This is a genomic window from Flexivirga sp. B27 (genome assembly GCF_052905685.1).
The window spans coordinates 614,578-634,492 of sequence record NZ_JBPYUM010000002.1 but is presented as its reverse complement, the minus strand read 5'-3'; the positions used below and the strand labels follow the sequence as shown (position 1 = coordinate 634,492).

Below are 19,915 nucleotides of genomic sequence, written 5' to 3'. Positions count from 1 at the left end.
CGTCATCGCTGCTTGGCCACCCCGCCCTGCACGAGCTTCGTCGCGATCCACGCCGATCCGGCCCGAGTGGACGTGCCGGCCTTCAGCCCGGCGGTCTGCGCCGCTTCGGCGATGTCACTGGCGTCGACGTGGTCCGGGTGGCCGGCGCCGGGCACGAAGAGCACGACGAACCCCTTGTCGGCGAGGTTGGTCAGCGCGTCGACGCAGTCGTCGATCAGGTCGCCGTCACCGTCGCGCCACCACAGCACCACGGCGTCCACGACCCCGTCGTAGTCCTCGTCCTCCAACGCGGAGCCGACGAGGTCCTCGATCTGCTCACGGACCGACTCCTCGACGTCGTCGTCCCAGCCGAGTTCTTGTACCACCTGGTCTTTTTCGAAGCCGAGTTTCTCGGCCAATGCGGATTTCTGGGCCCCTATTGCCATGGCCGTAGTTCACTAGGATCTGCGTCGGTTTGCAACCGGACGCCCCGGACGGGGCGCCCGGCCGCACCGCTGCACCGACGATCTACCACGCCTGACCGGGGTCGTATGCCGCAGACTTGTCGACGTCCTCCGAGCGCTTGATCGTCGCCTCGATCAGACCGTAGGGGCGGTCGGCGGCGTGGTGGACCTCGCAGTTGTTCTCGACACCGAACGGGCTCAGGTCGACCACGAAGTGGTGCTTGTTCGGGCAGCTGAAGCGCACCTCCGCCGCGCTGGGCGCGGCGTCGAGCACCGCGGTGCCCATCTCGAAGAGGGTGTGCTGCAACGCGTAGCTGTAGGCGCCCGCGAACGCCCCGGTGATCGCTTCCAGGACCTGCTCGAACGACTTGCCCCACTCGACGTCGGTGCCCTCGTGGGCCCACTGCGCGGTGACCGCGGTCGCCATGATGCGGTCGTTCGTCGGCTGCAGGGTCGTGTATTTGTCCTGGTAGAACCCGTGGAACTCCGAGTCCGTGGTCTTCAGGACGGTGAGCTCCTTGAGCCCGCTGACCACGGTGGTGCCCGAGTCGGAGCCGTGGACGCTCACCGTGCGCACGTAGTCGCCGTTCTTGACGAACGCGTGCGGATTGCCGTGCGAGCGCTCCCAGGGGAACGCCTCGATGTTGATCCGCACCGCAGACACCTGCGGCACCTGTTGGAAGTGCTCGGCGAGTGCGAGCGCGAAGGTCTCCGGCTCGCGCACGGCCTCGCCGGCCTCCTTGGCCATCGAGTTCACGGTGTTCTTGCAGGCATCGGTCGTCAGCACGTTGGCCTGGTCGCCCGTCCGGTGGGCGTCGACGAAGTCACCGGTCAGCGAGACCGAGACGTTGTAGTCGACCATGTCGTGTGCGGCTTCCGGGTCGTCCCGGAAGACGCGCACGACGTGGACCTCTGCTTTGCCGTACTGGTTGTGCCCGAGGACATAGGACATGGTGGATCAGCTCCCTCTGTAGGTGGAGAACGCGAACGGACTCAGTAGCAACGGCACGTGGTAGTGCCGGTCTTCGTCGACGACGAAGGTGATCGCCACCTCGGGATAGAAGGCCCGGACCCCGGCACGCTCGAAGAAGCTGCCGGTGGCGAAGACGATGCGGTAGGTGCCCCGGTCGAGCCCGTCGGGCACCAGCCCGGGCACACGACCGTCATCGTCGGTGGTGCCGGAGCCGACGGGCTGACCGTCGGAGCCGGCACCGGTCTGGGAGAACACCGTCACCTCCACGCCGGTGGCCGGCGTGCCGTTGACGGCGTCCAGAACATGGGTGGAAAGCGTTGCGCTCATTGCGAATACGCGCCTTCCAGTCGAAGCCGGGTGATCTGGCGCAGCTGCTCGCGCACCTCGGCCAGCTCGGCGGCGTCGTCGTTGTCGAGCCGGCGCCGCAACTCCGCCAGGATCTCGCGTGGGCTGCGCCCGGCCGCCCGGATCAGGAAAACCCGGTCGAAGCGCGCCTCGTAGTCATGGTTGCCCTGCACGATGTCGGCAGCAACCTGCTCGTCGGCCGACTGCATCGCCGACTGCTCCGAACGCGACAGGCTCGCCGCCGTGCCGTCGCCGCCCATCCGCTCACCGATCCGCGGGTGTCCGGACAGTGCCACGGCCAGCTCGGATTCGGGCAGGGTCGGAAAGATCTCGTCGGACGCCGCCAGCAACGCGGCGGTGTCGGCATACGGGCGGCGAGCGACCAGTGCGTGTGCCCAAGCGGGGCTGCCGCACAGCGGGAGCAGGGTCTTGACGGCGTCGTCGACCGACGCCTCGTCGAACTCCTGCAGCACATTTCGCACCGTGGAATCTTCATTCCGCATATGGGAATAGTGGCCAAGTGCGCCCGCGCTGTCAAGGGCGCGGCGCGAAGAGCCGCTCAAAGCCGCCGAACTGGCACGGCTCAGCCGGCCAATTCCTCGGCGAGCTGCCCGGCGGCCTCGTGCAAGACCGGCACGGCGCGCTCGCGCAGCTGATCGGTCATCCGCGACGCGGGCCCTGAGATGGACAGCGCCATCCGGGTCGCCCCGCCCAGCACCGGCGCCGCCAGGCAGACGACACCTTCCTCGAGCTCGCCGACCTCGTGTGCGACGCCCTCGCTGCGCACGCGCGCGAGCTCGTCGAGGAAGCGGTCCGGCTCGGTGATCGTGGCCGGCGTCAGCGCCGGCATCCCGACCCGGTCGAGGATGCCGCGCACCTCGTCGTCGTCCAGCTGTGCCAGCAGCGCCTTGCCCGCGGCGCGGCAGTGCGGGTGCACGTGTTGACCCAGCTCGGTGAACATCCGCATCGCGTGCGGCGACGGAGCCTGGCCGACATACACCAGCATGTCGCCGTCGAGCGCGGCGAGGTTGGCGGTCTCCCCGACCCGCCGCACGACGTCGGCCAGGGTCGCCCCGCTCTGCGAGCCGAACACGCCGCGAGCGGCATTCCCGAGCGGGATCAACCGCGAGCCGAGGGCGTAGCGTCGGTCGGGCAACTGGCGCAGGTAGTTGCGATCCACCAGTGTCCGCACGATGCGATGGATGGTGGGCATGGGCAGCCCGGAGGACGCACTCATCTCGACCAGCGCCATCTCACCGCCGGACCGGTCGATGAGCTCGAGTATGTCGAGCGCGCGCCCGACGGACTGCACGCCGCCGGGCCGGGGCTGCTGTGCCATGACCACTCCTCCACTTGCTGACATTCGACTACATGGAATTTACACTCCATGATACGAAATACTGGAAACCTGGACGGAGAGGAGCCATCTTGTCCGATTTCCGCACTGCCCTGACCGATCGCCTCGACAGCGCGCTGGCCGACGCCGACGCGGCGCTCGCCACCCGCTACCCCGGACAACCCACCGGGCGGTTTCCGGTGCACACGGTCTACCTTCCCGCGGATCGGTGCAGCGCCGCCGACGTGCAGGCATTCGCCACCACCGCACGTGAACTGCTTGCCGCCTACGCCCCGCACCCGGCGGACCTGGCACGCGCGACCGGCGAGCCCGTCGACGAGGTGGCCGCCGTCTACGACCGGCTAACCGACAAACTCGAGCGGGATCCGATCGAGGACCTGCGAGCCGACTTCGAGGACGGCTACGGCGTGCGCGCCGACGACACGGAGGACGCACACCTCACCGACGTGCTCGCCGGCTTCCGAGAACTCGCCGCGCAGGACCGACTGCCCACCTGGCACGGCGTGCGGTTCAAATCGTTCGAAGCACCGACGCGCGCCCGCGGCGTGCACACCCTCGTCGACTACCTGCGCGGTATGTCGCAGGCCGGGCTGCTCGACGGCGGCAACGTGCTGACCCTGCCCAAGGTGACCAGTGTCGACCAGGTCGTGGCGATGAACACCGCGTGTGAAGCCCTGGAGCAGGAGCTTCAATTGCCTTCCGACAGTGTGACTTTCGAGATCCAGGTGGAGACCCCGCAGGCGATCCTCGCCGCCGACGGGAGCGTTGCGGTCGCCCGGATGGTGCATGCCGCACCCGGGCGCGTCAGCGCACTGGTCTACGGCACGTTCGACTACAGCGCCGGCGTAGGCATCGCCGCGGCATACCAGGCACTCGACCACCCGGCCGCGGACCACGCCAAGGCCGTCATGCAGGTCGCGGCGGCCCAGACCGGCACCCGCATCTGTGACGGCTCGACCAACGTCGTCGCCTTCGGTGACGAGGCGTCGGCGCATGCGACCTGGCGACTGCACACCGGCCTGGTGACCCGGTCGCTGGTGCGCGGCATCTACCAGGGCTGGGACATGCATCCGGGACACCTGATCTCCCGCTACCTGGCCAACTTCCTGTTCTTCCGCCGGGCGCTGCCCGGCGCCGCGTCCCGGTTGGCGGCATACGTGCAGCAGACGTCCGGCAGCGACGTGATGGACGAGCCGGCCACCGCCAAGATGCTCGCCGACGCGCTGCTGCGCGGCGTGCACTGCGGCGCGGTCGGCGCCGAAGAAGTCGAATCCGCTTGTGGGCTGGGCGTTCCCGAGCTCACTGCACTCACCCACTGACACCCATCGCACAGACAACCTGGAGGCACCGATGGCCGACTACTACACACCGCGCGGCGGACTGCCCGCGCAGACCGAGCTGACCACGGAGCGCTCGATCTTCACCGAGGCGTATGCCGTGCTCCCCCGGCGCACGATGAGCGACATCACGACCAGCCGCCTGCCGTTCTGGGACGAGACCCGCCTGTGGGTGCTCGCCCGCCCGCTGACCGGCTTCGCCGAGACCTTCTCCCAGTACATCGTCGAGGTCGGCCCGGGCGGCGGCAGCGACCGACCCGAGGACAACCCCGAGGCCGAGAGCGTTCTCTTCGTGGTGGACGGCGAGCTGCGACTGGACCTCGCCGGCACCGAACACGCCCTGCGCGCAGGCAGTTACGCCTTCCTCTCCCCCGGTGACAAGTGGACGCTGCACAATGACTCCCCCAAGGACTCCGCCGCGACCGCGACCTTCCACTGGATCCGCAAGCGCTACGCAGTGGTCGACGGGATCGAGGCACCCGAGTCGTTCGTCACGCACGAGGACGACGTCGAGATCGGCCTGATGCCGGGCACCGACGGCGCGTGGGGCACGCAACGCTTCGCCGACCCCGACGATGTGCGGCACGACATGCACGTCAACATCGTGACCTTCCAGCCCGGCGGCGCCATACCGTTCCCGGAGACGCACGTGATGGAGCACGGCCTCTACGTCCTGGAGGGCAAGGCGGTCTACCTCCTCAACAAGGACTGGGTCGAGGTGCAGGAGGGCGACTTCATGTGGCTGCGGGCCTTCTGCCCGCAGGCCTGCTACGCCGGCGGACCCGGCCGCTTCCGTTATCTGCTCTACAAGGACGTCCACCGCCACGCTCCGCTGAACCTCCCGTGAGCTACTGACCAGTAGCCGAGACCGCCATCATCGCGGCCCGCCACCGGGTAGAAGATGGATTCATCCGGTAAACCCGAGAAACCCCCGAGAACCCGAGAACACCCACATCGCAGTCGCGAAAACCGCGACAGCTCATGAGAGGAGCCACTCATGGCGCGCGAGGACGCAGGACCGATCCTCAACGGCATACCCAGCCAGCTGCCCGACATCGACCCCGAGGAGACCCAGGAGTGGATGGAGTCCCTCGACGGACTCATCGACGAGGTCGGCCAGACTCGTGCTCGGTACATCATGCTCAAGCTGCTGCAGCGCTCCCGTGAGCGGCGGATCGGTGTGCCGTCGCTGACCGCGACCGACTACATCAACACCATCAGCCCGGAGGCGGAGCCGTGGTTCCCCGGCGACGAGGAGGTCGAGCGTCGCTACCGCGCGTGGATGCGCTGGAACGCCGCGATGATGGTGCACCGCGCCCAGCGGCCCGGTGTCGGCGTCGGCGGACACATCTCGACCTACGCGTCGGCGGCGACGCTCTACGAGGTCGGCTTCAACCACTTCTTCCGCGGCAAGTCCCACCCCGGCGGTGGCGACCAGGTCTTCTTCCAGGGGCACGCGTCGCCGGGCATGTATGCCCGCGCCTTTCTCGAAGGGCGCCTGTCCGAGGACCAGCTCGACGGGTTCCGCCAGGAGCACTCGCACATCGTGCAGGGTCAGCGGCTCGGCCTGCCGTCCTACCCGCACCCGCGGAACATGCCCGACTTCTGGGAGTTCCCGACGGTGTCGATGGGCATCGGCCCGATGAACGCGATCTATCAGGCGCAGTTCAACAAGTACCTGCACGGACGCGGGCTGAAAGACACCAGCCAGCAACACGTTTGGGCGTTCCTCGGCGACGGCGAGATGGACGAGCCGGAGTCCCGCGGGCTGCTGCAGCTGGCTGCGAACGAAGAGCTCGACAACCTCACGTTCGTCATCAACTGCAACCTGCAGCGCCTCGACGGCCCGGTGCGCGGCAACGGCAAGATCATCCAGGAGCTGGAGAGCTTCTTCCGCGGCGCAGGCTGGAACGTCATCAAGGTGATCTGGGGTCGCGGCTGGGACCCGCTGCTCGCGGCCGACCGCGACGGCGCCCTAGTCAACATCATGAACTCCACCCGCGACGGCGACTACCAGACGTTCCGCGCCAACGACGGCGCCTACGTGCGCGAGCACTTCTTTGGCCGTGACCCGCGCACCCGCGAGCTCGTCAAGAACTGGACCGACGAAGAGGTCTGGTGGAAGCTCAAGCGCGGTGGCCACGACTACCGCAAGGTCTACGCCGCCTACAAGGCCGCGACCGAGCACACCGGCCAGCCGACCGTCATCCTGGTCAAGACGATCAAGGGCTACAGCCTGGGCACGCACTTCGCCGGGCGGAACGCCACGCACCAGATGAAGAAGCTGACGCTGGAGGACCTGAAGAACTTCCGCGACTCGCTGAGGATCCCGATCAGCGACGCCGTCCTGGAGGACAACCCCTACCTGCCGCCCTATTACCACCCCGGTGAGGACGACCCGGCGATCCAATACATGCTCGAGCGCCGCAACAAGCTCGGCGGCGGGCTGCCGGACCGGCGGCATACCGCCAGTGCGCTCAAGCTGCCGGACGACAAGGCCTACGCGGCCGCCAAGAAGGGCTCGGGCAAGCAGGAGATCGCCACCACGATGGCGTTCGTGCGCATCCTGAAGGACATGATGCGCGACAAGGAGTTCGGCAAGCACGTGGTGCCGGTCATCCCTGACGAGGCACGCACCTTCGGCATGGACTCCTTCTTCCCGACCGCGAAGATCTACAACCCGCACGGGCAGCAATACACCTCGGTCGACGCCGAGTTGATGCTGGCCTACAAGGAAGCCACCAACGGGCAGATCCTGCACCTGGGCATCAACGAGAGTGGCTCGGTCGCCGCGTTCACCGCGGCCGGCACGTCATACGCGACGCACGGTGTGCCGATGGTGCCGATCTACATCTTCTACTCGATGTTCGGCTTCCAGCGCACCGGTGACTTCATCTGGGCGGCGTCGGACCAGATGAGCCGCGGCTTCCTGGTCGGTGCCACTGCGGGGCGGACGACGCTGACCGGCGAGGGCCTGCAGCACGCGGATGGTCACTCGCTGTTGCTTGCGGCCACGAATCCTGCTGTCGTTGCTTACGATCCGGCCTACGGCTACGAGATCGCGCACATCGTCCAGGACGGTCTGCGGCGGATGTTCGGCGACAACGCCGAAAACATCATCTACTACCTGACCGTCTACAACGAGCCCATGCAACAGCCGAAGGAGCCGGACAACGTCGACGTCGAAGGCATCCTGCGCGGCATGCACCTGGTGTCCGAGGGCGACACGACCACGGACGCCCCGGGCGCGCAGTTGCTGGCCTCCGGTGTCGGTGTGCCGTGGGCGCTCGAGGCGCAGCAGCTGCTGCGCGACGACTGGGGCGTCGTGGCCGACGTCTGGTCGGTGACGTCCTGGAACGAACTGTGCCGGGACGGTGAGGCCGCCGACGAGCTGCGCTTCCTGCACCCCGAGGAGGAGCAGCGGGTGCCGTTCGTGACGCAGCGGCTGCAGGGCCGGCGTGGACCGGTCGTCGCGGTCTCCGACTGGATGAAGGCCGTCCAGGAGCAGATCCGGCCGTGGGTGCCCGGTGACTACGTCACCCTCGGCGCCGACGGGTTCGGCTTCAGCGACACCCGCGCTGCGGCACGTCGCGTCTTCCACATCGACGGGCCCTCCATGGCCGTCCGCACCCTGCAGCAGCTCGGTGCGCGCGGCGAGATCGACCCGCAGGTCGCCGTCCAGGCGGCCAAGAAGTACGACCTGCTCAACCCGCAGGCGGGCAGCAGCGGCAACGCGGGCGGAGACGCCTGAACCACTGCACTGGGTTCGGCCCTCGGTGATCTCTCACCGAGGGCCGAACTCGTTGCGGTGCCGCCCGCCGCCCGTCCGGCGCGACTGTGGCGTCATACAAATATGCTGGCTGTATGCCGACAACCACCGCGCGCCGACTCGAGCGCAGCGCGGACCAGCTGTCGAGTGCTGCGATCGCCCGGCTGGACAGCAGCTACGACTGGTATCGCGAGCTGCCCGCCGACGAGCGCTCGTGGGTCGGCCTGGTCGCGCAAGCCGGCATCAGCGCGTTCATCAGCTGGTATCGCGACCCGCAGACCAACCCGCCGCTGCCGATCGACGTCTTCGCGACCGCGCCACGTGAGCTGACACGCACCATCGCGCTGCAGCAGACGCTGCAGATGGTGCGCACCGCGATCGACGTGGTCGAGGAGCGTGTGCCGCAGCTGGCGGCCGCCGGCGACGAGCACCAACTGCGTGAAGCCGTGCTGACCTACTCCCGGGAGATCGCCTTCGCCGCCGCACACGTCTACGCACAAGCGGCAGAGTCCCGAGGCGCCTGGGACGCACGGCTGGAGGCGCTCGTGGTGGATGCGGTCCTGCGCGCAGAGGCCGACGACGCACTGAGTTCGCGAGTGGCCGCGCTCGGCTGGGACGAGGTCCGCGGCGTCGTCGTCATCGCCGGGACCGCCCCGCCGGGACCGGGCACGGAGACGCTGGACACGTTGCGGCGCAACGCAATTCACGAGGGGCTGGTTGCCCTCGGCTCCGTGCAACGCAACCTGCTGATCGCGATCCTCGGGGGTGTCGACGACGCTCTCGCCGTCAGCGCCCGCTTCGAGCACCTGTGGGGTCCCGGGCCGGTGGTCGTCGGTCCGCGCGTCCCACACCTCTACGCCGCGGGCCGCAGCGCACGCGCGGCACTGTCCGGCGTCGCGTCGGCTCCGGCGTGGCCGCACGCACCGCGCCCGTGTCCGGCCAGCGAGTTGTTGCCGGAGCGGGCCCTAAGCGGTGACTCCCGCGCGCGGCGCGCGTTGGTCGACAAGGTCACCCGTCCGCTGCGCGACCGGCCGACGCTGCGCGACACCGTGCCGGCATACCTGGATCACGGCGGCCTGGAGGCGACCGCGCGCGTGCTCTTCGTGCATCCCAACACCGTCCGGTATCGCCTCGGGCGCATCGCAGAGCTGACCGGCTTCGACCTGACCGACCAACGGGACGCATTCACCGTGCGGCTCGCACTCGCCTTCGCCCGGCTGTGACCGGCATACGACCGAGCACCCGTCGCGCACGGTGAATTTGTAGGTTTCCTCCAAAGAGTGTCGATCAGCTTCGTGAGATTCGGTGACGCCATTCGCTCGGCCCATCCGTCACAGTGGACCTGTGCTAGCGATCGTCTGCCCAGGACAGGGCGCCCAGACCCCCGGATTCCTCCAGCCGTGGACGGAGGTGCCGGGCGTCACCGAACACCTGCAGCACCTGTCGCAGGTCGCCGACACCGACCTGGTCGCACACGGCACCACCTCGGACGCCGAGACCATCAAGGACACCGCGGTCGCACAGCCGCTGATCGTTGCCGCTGGGCTGGCCACGCTGCGCGTGGTGCTCGACGGCGCGCCGATCGCACAGTCAGCGGGTGTGCTCGCCGGACACTCGGTCGGTGAGATCACCGCCGCGGCAGCAGCAGGCGTGCTCAGCGAGGACGACGCGATGGCCTTCGTCACCGCACGCGGTCGCGGTATGGCGGAGGCTGCCGCCGCCAAGCGCACCGGCATGGCGGCCGTGGTCGGCGGTGCCGAGGACGACGTCCTGGCGATCCTCATGGAGCACGACCTGGTGCCTGCCAACCGCAACGGCGCCGGCCAGATCGTGGCGGCCGGGACGCTGGAACAGCTGGCCCGGCTGCAGGACAACCCGCCGGCGAAGGCTCGCGTCATACCCCTGCAGGTGGCGGGTGCGTTCCACACCACGCACATGGGGAACGCGGTCAACGGACTGCGCGCATCTGCCAACCAGCTGCAGCCGCAGAACCCGCAGGTCACTCTCCTGTCCAACCGTGACGGCGCTGCGGTGCCTGAGGGCAAGGAGTTCCTCGACCGGCTGGTCACCCAGGTCGCCGGGCCGGTCCGCTGGGACAGTGCGATGCAGACGATGCTCGACCTCGGCGTCACCGGCCTGCTCGAGGTGTGCCCCGCGGGCACGCTCGTCGGCCTGGCCAAGCGCGGCATGCGCGGCGTCGCGGGCGTCGCGCTGAAGACACCCGACGACCTCGACAAGGCGCGGGACCTGATCCGCGAGCACGCCTGACCCCCACCTCCGCACCTCCACCAATGGCACATCCCCAAGGGAGCTGATCCATGACCGTCCAGCCGAAGAACACCGGCACCATCGCCTCGGTCGGCGGTGACCGCCATTCGCGCATCCTCGGAGTCGGGGGCTACCGCCCCGAGCGTGTGGTGACCAACGAGGAGGTCTGCACCTGGATCGACTCCTCCGACCAGTGGATCCGGGAGCGCTCCGGCATCGAGACCCGGCGCTTCGCCCGCGAGGACGAGTCCGTGGTGGACATGGCCGAGCAGGCTGCGGTGCCGGCGCTGGAGATGGCCGGCATCACCGCCGACCAGGTCGGGGCCATCGTCATGGCCACGATCAGTCATCCCTTCCAAACCCCAGCAGCCGCACCGCTGTTGGCGACCCGGCTGGGCACCGGCAACGTGCCGGCGTTCGACGTGTCCGCCGCGTGCGCCGGCTACTGCTACGGCATCTCGCTGGCCAGTGACATGGTGCGAGCCGGCAGCGCTGACAACGTGCTGGTGATCGGTGTGGAGAAGCTGTCGCAGTGGACCTACCGGCACGACCGCGGCACGTCGTTCATCCTGGCCGACGGCGCGGGAGCAGCCGTCGTCAGCGCATCCGACGTGCCCCGCATCGGCCCGACGGTCTGGGGCTCCGAGGGCGACAAGTGGTCGACCATCCAGCAACGAGTCGGCTGGGACGAGATCCGCCGCATCTGGGAGCACGTCGAGGCCACCGGCGAGGAGCCGGACTACAGCAAGTTCGAGGTCGCCAACATCGCCGAGGCGTCGACCATGCAGATGGCCGGCCAGTCCGTCTTCCGCTGGGCCGTCTGGGGTATGGCGCCCATCGCCCAGCAGGCTCTCGACAAGGCGGGGATCACCGCCGACGACCTCGACGCATTCATCCCGCACCAGGCCAACATGCGGATCATCGACGCGATGATCAAGCAACTCAAGCTGCCCGCGGACATCCCGGTCGCGCGCGACATCGCCGAGACCGGCAACACCTCTGCCGCGTCCATCCCGCTGGCGACCGAGCGCATGCTGCGCCAGGGCGAAGTTCCCCACGGCGGCCTCGCCCTGGAGATCGGTTTCGGCGCCGGCCTGGTCTATGCCGCACAGGTCGTGGAGCTGCCCTGAGCCGGCACGAAAAAGTTCGGCTCCACCGCGCCGCTCGTCCGCCGGTACTCGGCGGGGAGCACGGCTAGAGTCGAACGTGACACTCCCGCGGCCCGGCGGGTAATCCGGGTCAGCCCGAAGGTGCAAAACCCAACACCAGCAACGTCCTAAGGAGACAGACAATGGCGCAGAGCGAGCAGGAGATCCTGCAGGGCCTTGCCGACATCGTGAACGAAGAGACCGGGGTCGAGGCCTCGGAGGTCCAGCTGGACAAGTCGTTCACCGAGGACCTCGACATCGACTCGCTGTCCATGATGACGATCGTTGTCAACGCCGAGGAGAAGTTCGGCGTGCGCATCCCCGACGACGACGTCAAGAACCTCTCCACCGTCGGTGACGCGGTCAGCTACATCCAGAAGGCGCAGAGCTGAGCCTTCGGCCGTAGCCTGAGGCGAGCACACCTCGCCCTGCTGCGCAGCGGCCTCACATCCATCGAGGCCGCTGCGCGCCATACTCTCTGCACCCCGCCTGAGGAGCCTGAACTTCCATGAGCGCAGACACGCGCGTCGTCATCACCGGCCTCGGCGCCACCACGCCGATCGGTGGCACGGCCCCCGAGACCTGGGACGCCCTGCTCGCCGGTGAATCCGGTGCCAAGCCCCTGCCGCCCGAGTGGCTGGAGCGCTACGAACTCCCGGTCACCTTCGCCGCGAGCCTGAAACAGGACCCGAGCGAGGTGCTCGCCAAGGTTGAGGTCCGCCGTGCGGACCCGTTCGCCCAATACGCCATGATCGCTGCTCGCGAGGCCTGGGCCGACGCCGGCAGCCCCGAGGTCGAGCCGGAGCGACTGCTCGCGGCGATCGGCACAGGCATCGGTGGCGTGCACACCCTGCTGGCGCAGTACGACGTCCTCAACGAGAAGGGCCCGCGGCGGGTCTACCCGTTGACGGTCCCGATGCTGATGCCCAACGCCGCATCCGGCAATGTCTCCCTGGAGTTCAAGGCCCGCGCTGGTGCACACACCGCCGTGTCGGCCTGCGCGTCCGGCGCGGAGTCGATGGGGATGGCGGTCAAGATGATCCGCGAGGGCCGCGCCGATGTCGCGATCGCCGGTGGCACCGAGGCCGCGATCCACCCGCTGCCGATCGCCGGTTTCGCAGCATCCCAGGCACTGTCGAAGCGCAACGACGACCCGCAGGGCGCCTCCCGCCCCTGGGCCGCCGACCGTGACGGCTTCCTGCTCGGCGAAGGCGCCGGAGTCATGGTCCTGGAGTCCTACGACCACGCGAAGGCACGCGGCGCGAAGATCTATGCCGAGTTCGCCGGGCTCGGGATGTCGGCAGACGCCTATCACATCACCGCCGGTGACCCCGAGGGCGCGAGCCAGGCGCGGGCGATGACCGAAGCCATCGACGACGCCGGCCTGAAACCGTCCGACATCGTCCACGTCAACGCACACGCGACGTCGACCCCAGTCGGCGACGCCGCCGAGATCACTTCGCTGAAAAGGGCTTTCGGCGACGCGATCGACGGCGTGTGCCTGACCGGCACCAAGTCGATGACCGGTCACCTGCTCGGTGCCGCGGGCGCCATCGAGGCGGTCTTCCTCGCGCAGACGCTGCACCACCGCACCGTCCCGCAGACGATCAATGTCACCGAGGTCGATCCGGAGATCGATCTCGACCTGGCCATCGACGGCAACCGGAAGCTTCCCGACGGAGACATCGCCGCACTGAGCAACGCCTTCGGTTTCGGCGGCCACAACATCGCGATCGCGATGAAGTCGGTCTGATCAAGCGGCATACCACCGCATTGAGCGGCGTACGCAATCAAGCCAATTGCGTACGCCGCTCAATCATTCGGTATGCCGCTCGACCGCGAGACGCCTCTCACGAGACGCGGTGCAACCAGCGCACCGGAGCCCCCTCACCGGCGTAACGGAACGGCTCGAGCTCCTGGTCCCACGCGGTCCCGAGCAGCTCGGCCATCTCCTCCCGGAACAACTCCGGGTCACCCTTGCTCGCCGCGAGTGACGCGCGCAGCCGGTCCTCACCGACGACCGCGTCCCCCGACGCAGCGGTCCAGGTGTGGTGTATGCCGAGCGTCGGCGTGTGCGACCAGCGCGATCCGTCGCATCCGGGGCTGGGCTCCTCGGTGACTTCGTAGCGCACGTCGACCCATCCGCGCAGTGCGCTGGCCAGCTTGGCGCCGGTGCCCGGCTCGCCCATCCAGGACAGCTCGGTGCGCACCGTGCCTGCGGCGACGGGCTGCTTGATCCACTCGATGGGAGCTGCGGCACCGAGCACGCTCTCCAGCGCCCAGCCGATGTGTGGGCACAACGCAACGGGGGTGGAGTGAACGAACACCACCCCACGGGTCACGGCACGCGGGTTCGCGGCAGACATCCTGGCCTCCTGACAATGACGAGGGACGTCTTCCCCAACGACCTCGTGAGCGGCGGCCGGCATACGTGCCGTGCAAGTGCCATCTGTGGTTGTGAGCGCCATTCTGCCTCATCCACCACAAGAGCACCACCCAGGCGTCGGGACGACGAGTAGATCGCCGTCCCGCGGCGGCTCAGGTCACGGTCGGATCACGATCGGCGTGACGCTTCGCGGATTCCGGAAAATGTGGTCCGCGTCACCTCCACGTCATATATGTTGCCGTGCACAACATATTCACATCCTCCAGCGGACCGAGCTTGGGCGAACCGGCTCCCCCGTTGACCGAAAGGTGGAAACGATGCGCAAAGGTGCACTCAGCACGGTGTGTGCAATGGCGGGAATCATCGCTCTGGCCGGTTGCGGCAGCAGCAGCGGCGGTGGCTCCGGAAGCAACGACACCGGGGGCGCGAACACCCCCGCAGCCTCGGCCGACAGCGGTGGCTCGACCGCTGCCGCCGGCGGAAAGGTCGATGGCAAGGGCGCCAAGATCGGCGTCATCCTGCCGGACCGCCAGTCGTCCAACCGGTGGATCTCCTCCGACCCGGATGCGCTGAAGGAACGCTGCAAGATCGACAACCTCAAGTGCGACATCCAGAACGCCAACAACTCCGCCCAGCAGATGACCACCATCGCGTCCAAGATGATGGACGACGGTGTGAAGGTCCTGGCACTGGTCAACCTGGACTCCGCCTCGGCGGCACAGATCGAGAAGAAGGCCAAGGCCAAGGGCATCTACACCATCGACTACGACCGCCTGACGCTCGGCGGGTCGGCCAGCCTCTACGTGTCCTACGACAACACCAAGGTCGGTGAGCTGCAGGGCAAGACCCTCACCCAGTGCTCGCAGGTCAAGGGCAAGTCGGCGGTCACGTATGTCGACCTCAACGGCGCGCCGACCGACAACAACGCCACCTTGTTCAAGCAGGGCTACGACTCGGTGCTGTCCAAGCAGAAGGGCTGGAAAAAGGTCAGTGACCAGTCGGTCGCCGACTGGGACAACCAGAAGGCCGGCATCATCTTCACCTCGATGCTGCAGAAGAACCCGAAGCTCGACGCCGTCATGGTCGCCAACGACGGTATGGCGGGATCGGTCATCACCGACCTGAAGAAGCAGAAGCTGGCCGGCAAGGTCGCGGTCTCCGGACAGGACGCAACGGTCGAGGGCCTGCAGCGGATCATGGACGGCACACAGTGCTTCACCATCTACAAGCCGTCCAAGGACGAGGCCTACCCGGTGGTGGACGCTGCGGCGCAGCTGGCCAACGGCACCCCGCCGAAGACCACGCAGAAGATCAAGGACACCAAGACCGGCCGCATGGTGCCGGCGATCCTCGCCACCCCGATCGCCATCACCAAGGCCAACGTCGCGCAGCCGATCAACGACGGTTACACGCCGAAGTCGACGACCTGCAAGGGCTCCTACGCCGCCAAGTGCAAGGCCGCAGGCGTCAAGTAAGCACCTTCGAACCACGCGCAGCAGGGGGCCGGCGGGCTCGTCCCCGTCCGGCCCCCTGGTGCAGTGAAGCAGAAATAGAGCTGGTGCGGATGTGGGCAAAGTTTCTGGTCAGACGCGGAGCGGCTGTCCAGCAACTTTGGACGCACCGCACTGGGCGACAAGGAGATTCATGTCTGACCAGCCGATCCTGCAACTGCGCGGGGTCAACAAGAGTTTCGGCGCCGTGCACGTGCTGCACGACGTCGACTTCGCGGCATACCCCGGACAGGTGACCGCCCTCGTCGGTGACAACGGCGCCGGCAAGTCGACACTCGTGAAGTGCATCGGCGGCACCCACCAGATCGACTCCGGCACCTACGAATTCGACGGCAAGCCCGAGCACGTCGCCGGTCCCCGGGACGCGTCGGCACTGGGCGTCGAGATCGTCTATCAGGACCTCGCGCTCTGCGAGAACCTCGACGTCGTCCAGAACATGTTCCTCGGTCGCGAGCGCGTGCGTGGCATCGTGCTCGACGAGGAGTCGATGGAGATCGCGGCGTCCGAGACGCTGACCTCCCTGTCGGTCCGGACCCTGAAGTCGGTGCGCCAGCGCGTCTCCAGCCTCTCCGGCGGACAGCGCCAGACCGTCGCCATCGCCAAGGCCGCGCTCTGGAAGTCCAAGGTCGTCATACTCGACGAACCGACCGCCGCGCTCGGTGTCGCCCAGACCGAGCAGGTGCTCGAACTGGTGCGGCGCCTCGCCGACCAGGGCACCGCCGTCATCCTCATCTCGCACAACATGCTCGACGTGCTGCAGGTCGCCGACAAGATCTCGGTCCTCTACCTCGGGCAACTGGCCGCGACCGTCGACCGGGCCGACGTCAACCAGACGCAGATCGTCGAACTCATCACCACCGGGCGCAGTGGCGATCTCGGCCTGCAGCCCACCGCAACCTCCGGAGCCTCCCGATGACCCCACACCTGACCAAGAGCGCCACCGCCGACGACGTCGATGCCGCGGTCGAGGAGACCGCGGCGGCAACCGTGCCAACGAGCAGCGTCGGCACCTACCTGCACAACTACTGGCAGCGCATCCGCGGCGGAGACATGGGCTCGCTGCCCGCGGTCTCGGCACTCATCGTGCTGTTCCTGATCTTCGCGGTCGTCGAGGACGGCTTCCTGTCCAAGAACAACATCGCCAGCCTGATCACCCAGGCCGCGCCGGGGATCCTGCTCGCGATGGGTCTGGTCTTCGCACTGTTGCTCGGCGAGATCGACCTGTCCGCGGGCACCGCGTCGGGTGTCAGCGGCGCGATCGTGGCGGTGCTGCTGATCCACAACTGGATCTGGCCGCTGGCTGTCCTCGTCGCGCTCGTCGCGGGCGCCGTCATCGGCCTGCTGATCGGCTGGATGCGGGCTTATCTACGCGTGCCGTCCTTCGTGTCCACCCTGGCGCTCTTCCTCGGCCTGCAAGGAGTCGTCCAGATCGTCGTCAACAGTGCCAACACCCAAGGCAACCTGGCGCTGCAGAGCAAGACGCTGGTCGCGCTGGAGAACGACAACATGCCCCGCTGGGCGGGCTGGACGATGGCCGCACTGGTCATCGTCGGGTATGCCGCACAGCGTCTGCTGGCCGTGGCCGGCCGGCGTCGCCGGGGCCTGCCGACCGAGCCGGTTGTCGTCACTGCCGCGAAGATCGGCGCCATCGCACTGCTGGCAATCGTCTTCACGCTGGTGCTGAACCTCAACCGCTCCCCCAACGCCGACGGCGGATTCAAGATCGTGCAGCGCGACGGCGCGCTGGTGAAGGTCAAGGTCGCCGGTGAGTACCTCGGCGGCATCCCCTGGGTCGTGCCGGTGATCCTGGTGCTGGTGATCGCGCTCGGCTTCGTTCTCAACCGCACCCGCTACGGACGGCACATCTACGCCGTCGGTGGCAGCGACGAGGCCGCCCGCCGGGCCGGCATCCGGGTCGACGCGGTGCGCGTGTCGGTCTTCGTCATCTGCTCGGTGATGGCCGGCGTGTCCGGTGTCGTGCTCGCCTCACAGACCGCGGTCAACGCCTCGCAGGGCGGCGGCAACACACTGTTGCTGGCCGTCGGGGCCGCGGTCGTCGGTGGCACCAGCCTCTTCGGCGGCAAGGGCAAGATCACCGACGCCGTCGTCGGTGGAGCGGTCGTCGCCGTCATCACCAACGGCATGGCGGACCTCCTGCAGGGCAAGAACAACTCGGCATGGCAGTGGATCGTGACGGGCTTGGTGCTGTTGCTGGCCGCGACCGTGGATGCGGTCTCCCGGCGTCGCGCCGGCGCAGCCGGACTCGGCTGACGCGCTGATGGCCAGTCGCGCTTCGTCCGTCTCGCGCCCGGAGGAGATCCGTCGCCAGAACCTGTCGGTCGTGTTGCGCCAGGTTCACCTGCACGGTGCCGTGTCCCGCCCGGACCTGGCCCGCAGCACCGGCCTGAACCGCAGCACGATCGGCGCACTGGTCGGTGACCTGCTCGACCTCGGCATGGTCACCCAGCGCACGCCGGATCGGCACCGTGACGGGGCCGGGCGACCGCCATACCTGGTGGTCCCCCGGCCCCGTTCGGTGCACGTGATCGCGGTGGACATCGACGTCGCTCGCGTCGAGGTCGCAGCGATCGGCCTGTCCGGTGAGGTGCTGGGGCGGGTCGAGTGGCAACTGGTCGGTCGCGAGCGCTCTGCAGCACAGGTGGCCGACCGGGTGGCGTCGGCGACCACGGAGCTGACGGCAGCGGCCGGCGGCATACGAGTCGGGATCGGCGTGAGCCTGCCGGCCATGATCGACAACCCGCGTGGCATCGCCGTCTACGCACCCAACCTGCAGTGGAGCTACGAGCCGTTCGGCGACCTGTTGCGCGACCGCCTGTCCGATCACATCGTGATCGGCAACGACGCCGACCTGGCGGCCCTGGCCGAACACCGCCGTGGTGTCGCGGCCGGCTACACCGACGTGGTCTATGTGCTCGGCCGGGTCGGCGTCGGCGGCGGCGTCATCATCGGCGGCGAGCTGCTGCGCGGCAGCCGCGGGTATGCCGGCGAGATCGGGCACATGTCGGTGCAGGCCAACGGTCCGGTCTGTCACTGCGGCAACCGCGGTTGTCTGGAGGAGTATGTCGGCGAGGCGGCGATCCTGCGCTCCGCGGGCGCTGCCGGAGTTGCGACGCCGGAGCTGGGTCCGCTGTTCGCGCAGGCCGAGCGCGGCGAGGAGATCCCGGTCGAGGTCGTCGCGGCGGCAGGCCAGTGGCTGGGTCGTGGCCTGTCGAACATCTCGCACGTGCTCAACCCGGCCGCGATCGTTGCGGGGGGCCACCTGGCCGAGGTGCTGCGCCTCGCCGAACCGTCGGTCCGGATCGGTCTGCAACGCGGCATGGTGACCATCGGTCGCGCCCCGATCACGTTGCTGCAAGGCGGGATTCGCGATGCGCCGCTGGTCGGTGCTGCCGAACTCGCCTATGAGCAACTGCTCTCCGCGCCGGATCTGATGAGCTCTCTCATCCACAGGGGAACTGCCGATCCCGCGCTGGACGGTTAACCTGGGAGGACAGTTCACGGGACGGGGATGACCATGGAGTGGATTCTGCACCTGGTTGCAGTCGGTGCATTCATCACGATGCTGACCAGTGCGTTCTGTAGGGGCAGCGAGGCACGGATACGGACGATCGCCTGCACCGCAGTCATGGTCGGCCTGGCGTTCACTCCCGCACAATGGATCGTGCACGTGGGGATGCCGGTCCTGATGCTCTCGAGCGTGGAGTTCCTCTTCCGGCCGCTGCACAAGTGCCGTGAGGAGCTCATCACGGCGTTCGGCTGCCTCGCCGCGGTCATCGTCGCAACGATCGTGAGCGGCCAACCGCCGTGGGTGCTCTTCCCGCTCGCCTGCTTCATCGGGCTCTGGCTGATCAGCGGTGGACCCCAGCGCAACCGGCGCCGGCAGTCGCGCGAGTTGCAGCGTCGGGCCTTCCACGAAGCAGCCGCCCGGGACGCCAGCATGCGCATCAACCGGCAGGAGCTGCACCAGCTCTTCAACCACCCTCGGTTGCCCGCTCAGTCCCGGCAGACGCTGCACGAATTGCTACGCCGCGCCGACGCGTTGCACCGCGAGTTGCGGTCGCACGACGCCAGCGCACGGCTGGTCTTCGAGGTCGAGCAGATCCATGAGGACTTTGCGCCGACCGCCGTCCGCGGCTATCTCGCGCTGCCGCCGTCGACCGCCGACAGCCTTCCGTTGCAGGACGGCAAGACCGGAGTGCAGCTCTTCGACGAGCAGCTCGCCTTGCTCGACGGTGCCCTCGACGACATCGCGGCGGAGGCGCGCACGCACGGGTCGGAGGGCCTGCTGGCCAGCTACCGCTTCCTGCAGGACAAGTTCGGCCACGCCGACGACGAGCTGAAGCTCTGACCCCGAGAC

19 protein-coding genes are annotated in these 19,915 nt (G+C 68.2%); 13 read left to right on the top strand and 6 right to left on the bottom strand.

Features of this window, described 5'->3' with window-relative positions:
* Nucleotides 1-2: 2 nt before the first annotated feature.
* The 5 genes from ACSZL9_RS11875 to ACSZL9_RS11855 all read right to left on the bottom strand — a co-directional run bounded on the left by ACSZL9_RS11875 (nucleotide 3) and on the right by ACSZL9_RS11855 (nucleotide 3,100).
* Nucleotides 3-425 carry a DUF3052 domain-containing protein gene (locus ACSZL9_RS11875; RefSeq protein WP_446665700.1) on the bottom strand — a complete coding sequence of 141 codons (423 nt, stop codon included), beginning with the start codon at nucleotides 423-425 and terminating at the stop codon, nucleotides 3-5.
* An 82-nt stretch (nucleotides 426-507) separates the two neighbouring features.
* Nucleotides 508-1,395, bottom strand: a complete 888-nt coding sequence (gene pucL / locus ACSZL9_RS11870) for a factor-independent urate hydroxylase (RefSeq protein WP_446665699.1) — start codon at nucleotides 1,393-1,395, stop codon at nucleotides 508-510.
* Nucleotides 1,396-1,401: 6 nt separating this feature from the next.
* The gene (gene uraH, locus ACSZL9_RS11865) at nucleotides 1,402-1,743 is read right to left on the bottom strand and encodes a hydroxyisourate hydrolase (protein ID WP_446665698.1); all 342 of its coding nucleotides are present in this window, start codon (nucleotides 1,741-1,743) and stop codon (nucleotides 1,402-1,404) included.
* Nucleotides 1,740-2,264, bottom strand: a complete 525-nt coding sequence (uraD, locus tag ACSZL9_RS11860; protein WP_446665697.1) for a 2-oxo-4-hydroxy-4-carboxy-5-ureidoimidazoline decarboxylase — start codon at nucleotides 2,262-2,264, stop codon at nucleotides 1,740-1,742. Before uraD ends, uraH begins: the two co-directional genes overlap by 4 nt.
* Before the next feature lie 80 nt (nucleotides 2,265-2,344).
* Nucleotides 2,345-3,100, bottom strand: coding sequence for an IclR family transcriptional regulator (locus ACSZL9_RS11855; RefSeq protein ID WP_446665696.1), 756 nt, complete (start codon nucleotides 3,098-3,100; stop codon nucleotides 2,345-2,347).
* A gap of 89 nt (nucleotides 3,101-3,189) precedes the next feature.
* Here ACSZL9_RS11855 and ACSZL9_RS11850 point away from each other — a divergent pair, with 89 nt between their 5' ends.
* From ACSZL9_RS11850 to fabF, 8 genes are all read left to right on the top strand, one after another.
* Nucleotides 3,190-4,437, top strand: coding sequence for a DUF6986 family protein (locus ACSZL9_RS11850; RefSeq protein WP_446665695.1), 1,248 nt, complete (start codon nucleotides 3,190-3,192; stop codon nucleotides 4,435-4,437).
* A 31-nt stretch (nucleotides 4,438-4,468) separates the two neighbouring features.
* The gene (locus tag ACSZL9_RS11845) at nucleotides 4,469-5,302 is read left to right on the top strand and encodes a bifunctional allantoicase/(S)-ureidoglycine aminohydrolase (RefSeq protein ID WP_446665694.1); all 834 of its coding nucleotides are present in this window, start codon (nucleotides 4,469-4,471) and stop codon (nucleotides 5,300-5,302) included.
* A gap of 150 nt (nucleotides 5,303-5,452) precedes the next feature.
* Nucleotides 5,453-8,206, top strand: a complete 2,754-nt coding sequence (aceE, locus tag ACSZL9_RS11840; protein WP_446665693.1) for a pyruvate dehydrogenase (acetyl-transferring), homodimeric type — start codon at nucleotides 5,453-5,455, stop codon at nucleotides 8,204-8,206.
* 113 nt (nucleotides 8,207-8,319) lie between these two features.
* Nucleotides 8,320-9,447 carry a PucR family transcriptional regulator gene (locus tag ACSZL9_RS11835; protein ID WP_446665692.1) on the top strand — a complete coding sequence of 376 codons (1,128 nt, stop codon included), beginning with the start codon at nucleotides 8,320-8,322 and terminating at the stop codon, nucleotides 9,445-9,447.
* Between the two features lie 121 nt (nucleotides 9,448-9,568).
* On the top strand, nucleotides 9,569-10,492 hold the full coding sequence (locus tag ACSZL9_RS11830) for an ACP S-malonyltransferase (protein ID WP_446665691.1): 924 nt from the start codon (nucleotides 9,569-9,571) through the stop codon (nucleotides 10,490-10,492).
* Nucleotides 10,493-10,542: 50 nt separating this feature from the next.
* Entirely contained in the window at nucleotides 10,543-11,622 is a 1,080-nt protein-coding gene (locus ACSZL9_RS11825; protein ID WP_446665690.1) for a beta-ketoacyl-ACP synthase III, read from the top strand.
* A 161-nt stretch (nucleotides 11,623-11,783) separates the two neighbouring features.
* On the top strand, nucleotides 11,784-12,032 hold the full coding sequence (locus ACSZL9_RS11820) for an acyl carrier protein (RefSeq protein ID WP_446665689.1): 249 nt from the start codon (nucleotides 11,784-11,786) through the stop codon (nucleotides 12,030-12,032).
* Between the two features lie 116 nt (nucleotides 12,033-12,148).
* Nucleotides 12,149-13,393: a beta-ketoacyl-ACP synthase II gene (gene fabF / locus ACSZL9_RS11815; RefSeq protein WP_446665688.1), complete on the top strand. Its 1,245-nt coding sequence runs from the start codon at nucleotides 12,149-12,151 to the stop codon at nucleotides 13,391-13,393.
* 97 nt (nucleotides 13,394-13,490) lie between these two features.
* On the opposite strand, the gene ACSZL9_RS11810 is transcribed toward fabF, so the two are convergent.
* Nucleotides 13,491-14,006: a DUF3145 domain-containing protein gene (locus tag ACSZL9_RS11810; protein ID WP_446665687.1), complete on the bottom strand. Its 516-nt coding sequence runs from the start codon at nucleotides 14,004-14,006 to the stop codon at nucleotides 13,491-13,493.
* A 370-nt stretch (nucleotides 14,007-14,376) separates the two neighbouring features.
* Here ACSZL9_RS11810 and ACSZL9_RS11805 point away from each other — a divergent pair, with 370 nt between their 5' ends.
* The 5 genes from ACSZL9_RS11805 (at nucleotide 14,377) to ACSZL9_RS11785 (ending at nucleotide 19,906) form a co-directional block, all read left to right on the top strand.
* Entirely contained in the window at nucleotides 14,377-15,501 is a 1,125-nt protein-coding gene (locus ACSZL9_RS11805; RefSeq protein ID WP_446665686.1) for a sugar ABC transporter substrate-binding protein, read from the top strand.
* Nucleotides 15,502-15,670: 169 nt separating this feature from the next.
* Nucleotides 15,671-16,453: an ATP-binding cassette domain-containing protein gene (locus ACSZL9_RS11800; protein ID WP_446665685.1), complete on the top strand. Its 783-nt coding sequence runs from the start codon at nucleotides 15,671-15,673 to the stop codon at nucleotides 16,451-16,453.
* Nucleotides 16,450-17,808 (top strand): sugar ABC transporter permease, encoded by a 1,359-nt coding sequence (locus tag ACSZL9_RS11795; RefSeq protein WP_446665684.1) that lies wholly within the window; start codon nucleotides 16,450-16,452, stop codon nucleotides 17,806-17,808. Before ACSZL9_RS11800 ends, ACSZL9_RS11795 begins: the two co-directional genes overlap by 4 nt.
* The gene (locus ACSZL9_RS11790; RefSeq protein ID WP_446665683.1) at nucleotides 17,765-19,039 is read left to right on the top strand and encodes an ROK family transcriptional regulator; all 1,275 of its coding nucleotides are present in this window, start codon (nucleotides 17,765-17,767) and stop codon (nucleotides 19,037-19,039) included. The genes ACSZL9_RS11795 and ACSZL9_RS11790 overlap by 44 nt, the downstream gene beginning before the upstream one ends.
* Before the next feature lie 33 nt (nucleotides 19,040-19,072).
* Nucleotides 19,073-19,906, top strand: coding sequence for a hypothetical protein (locus ACSZL9_RS11785; protein WP_446665682.1), 834 nt, complete (start codon nucleotides 19,073-19,075; stop codon nucleotides 19,904-19,906).
* Nucleotides 19,907-19,915: the final 9 nt, after the last annotated feature.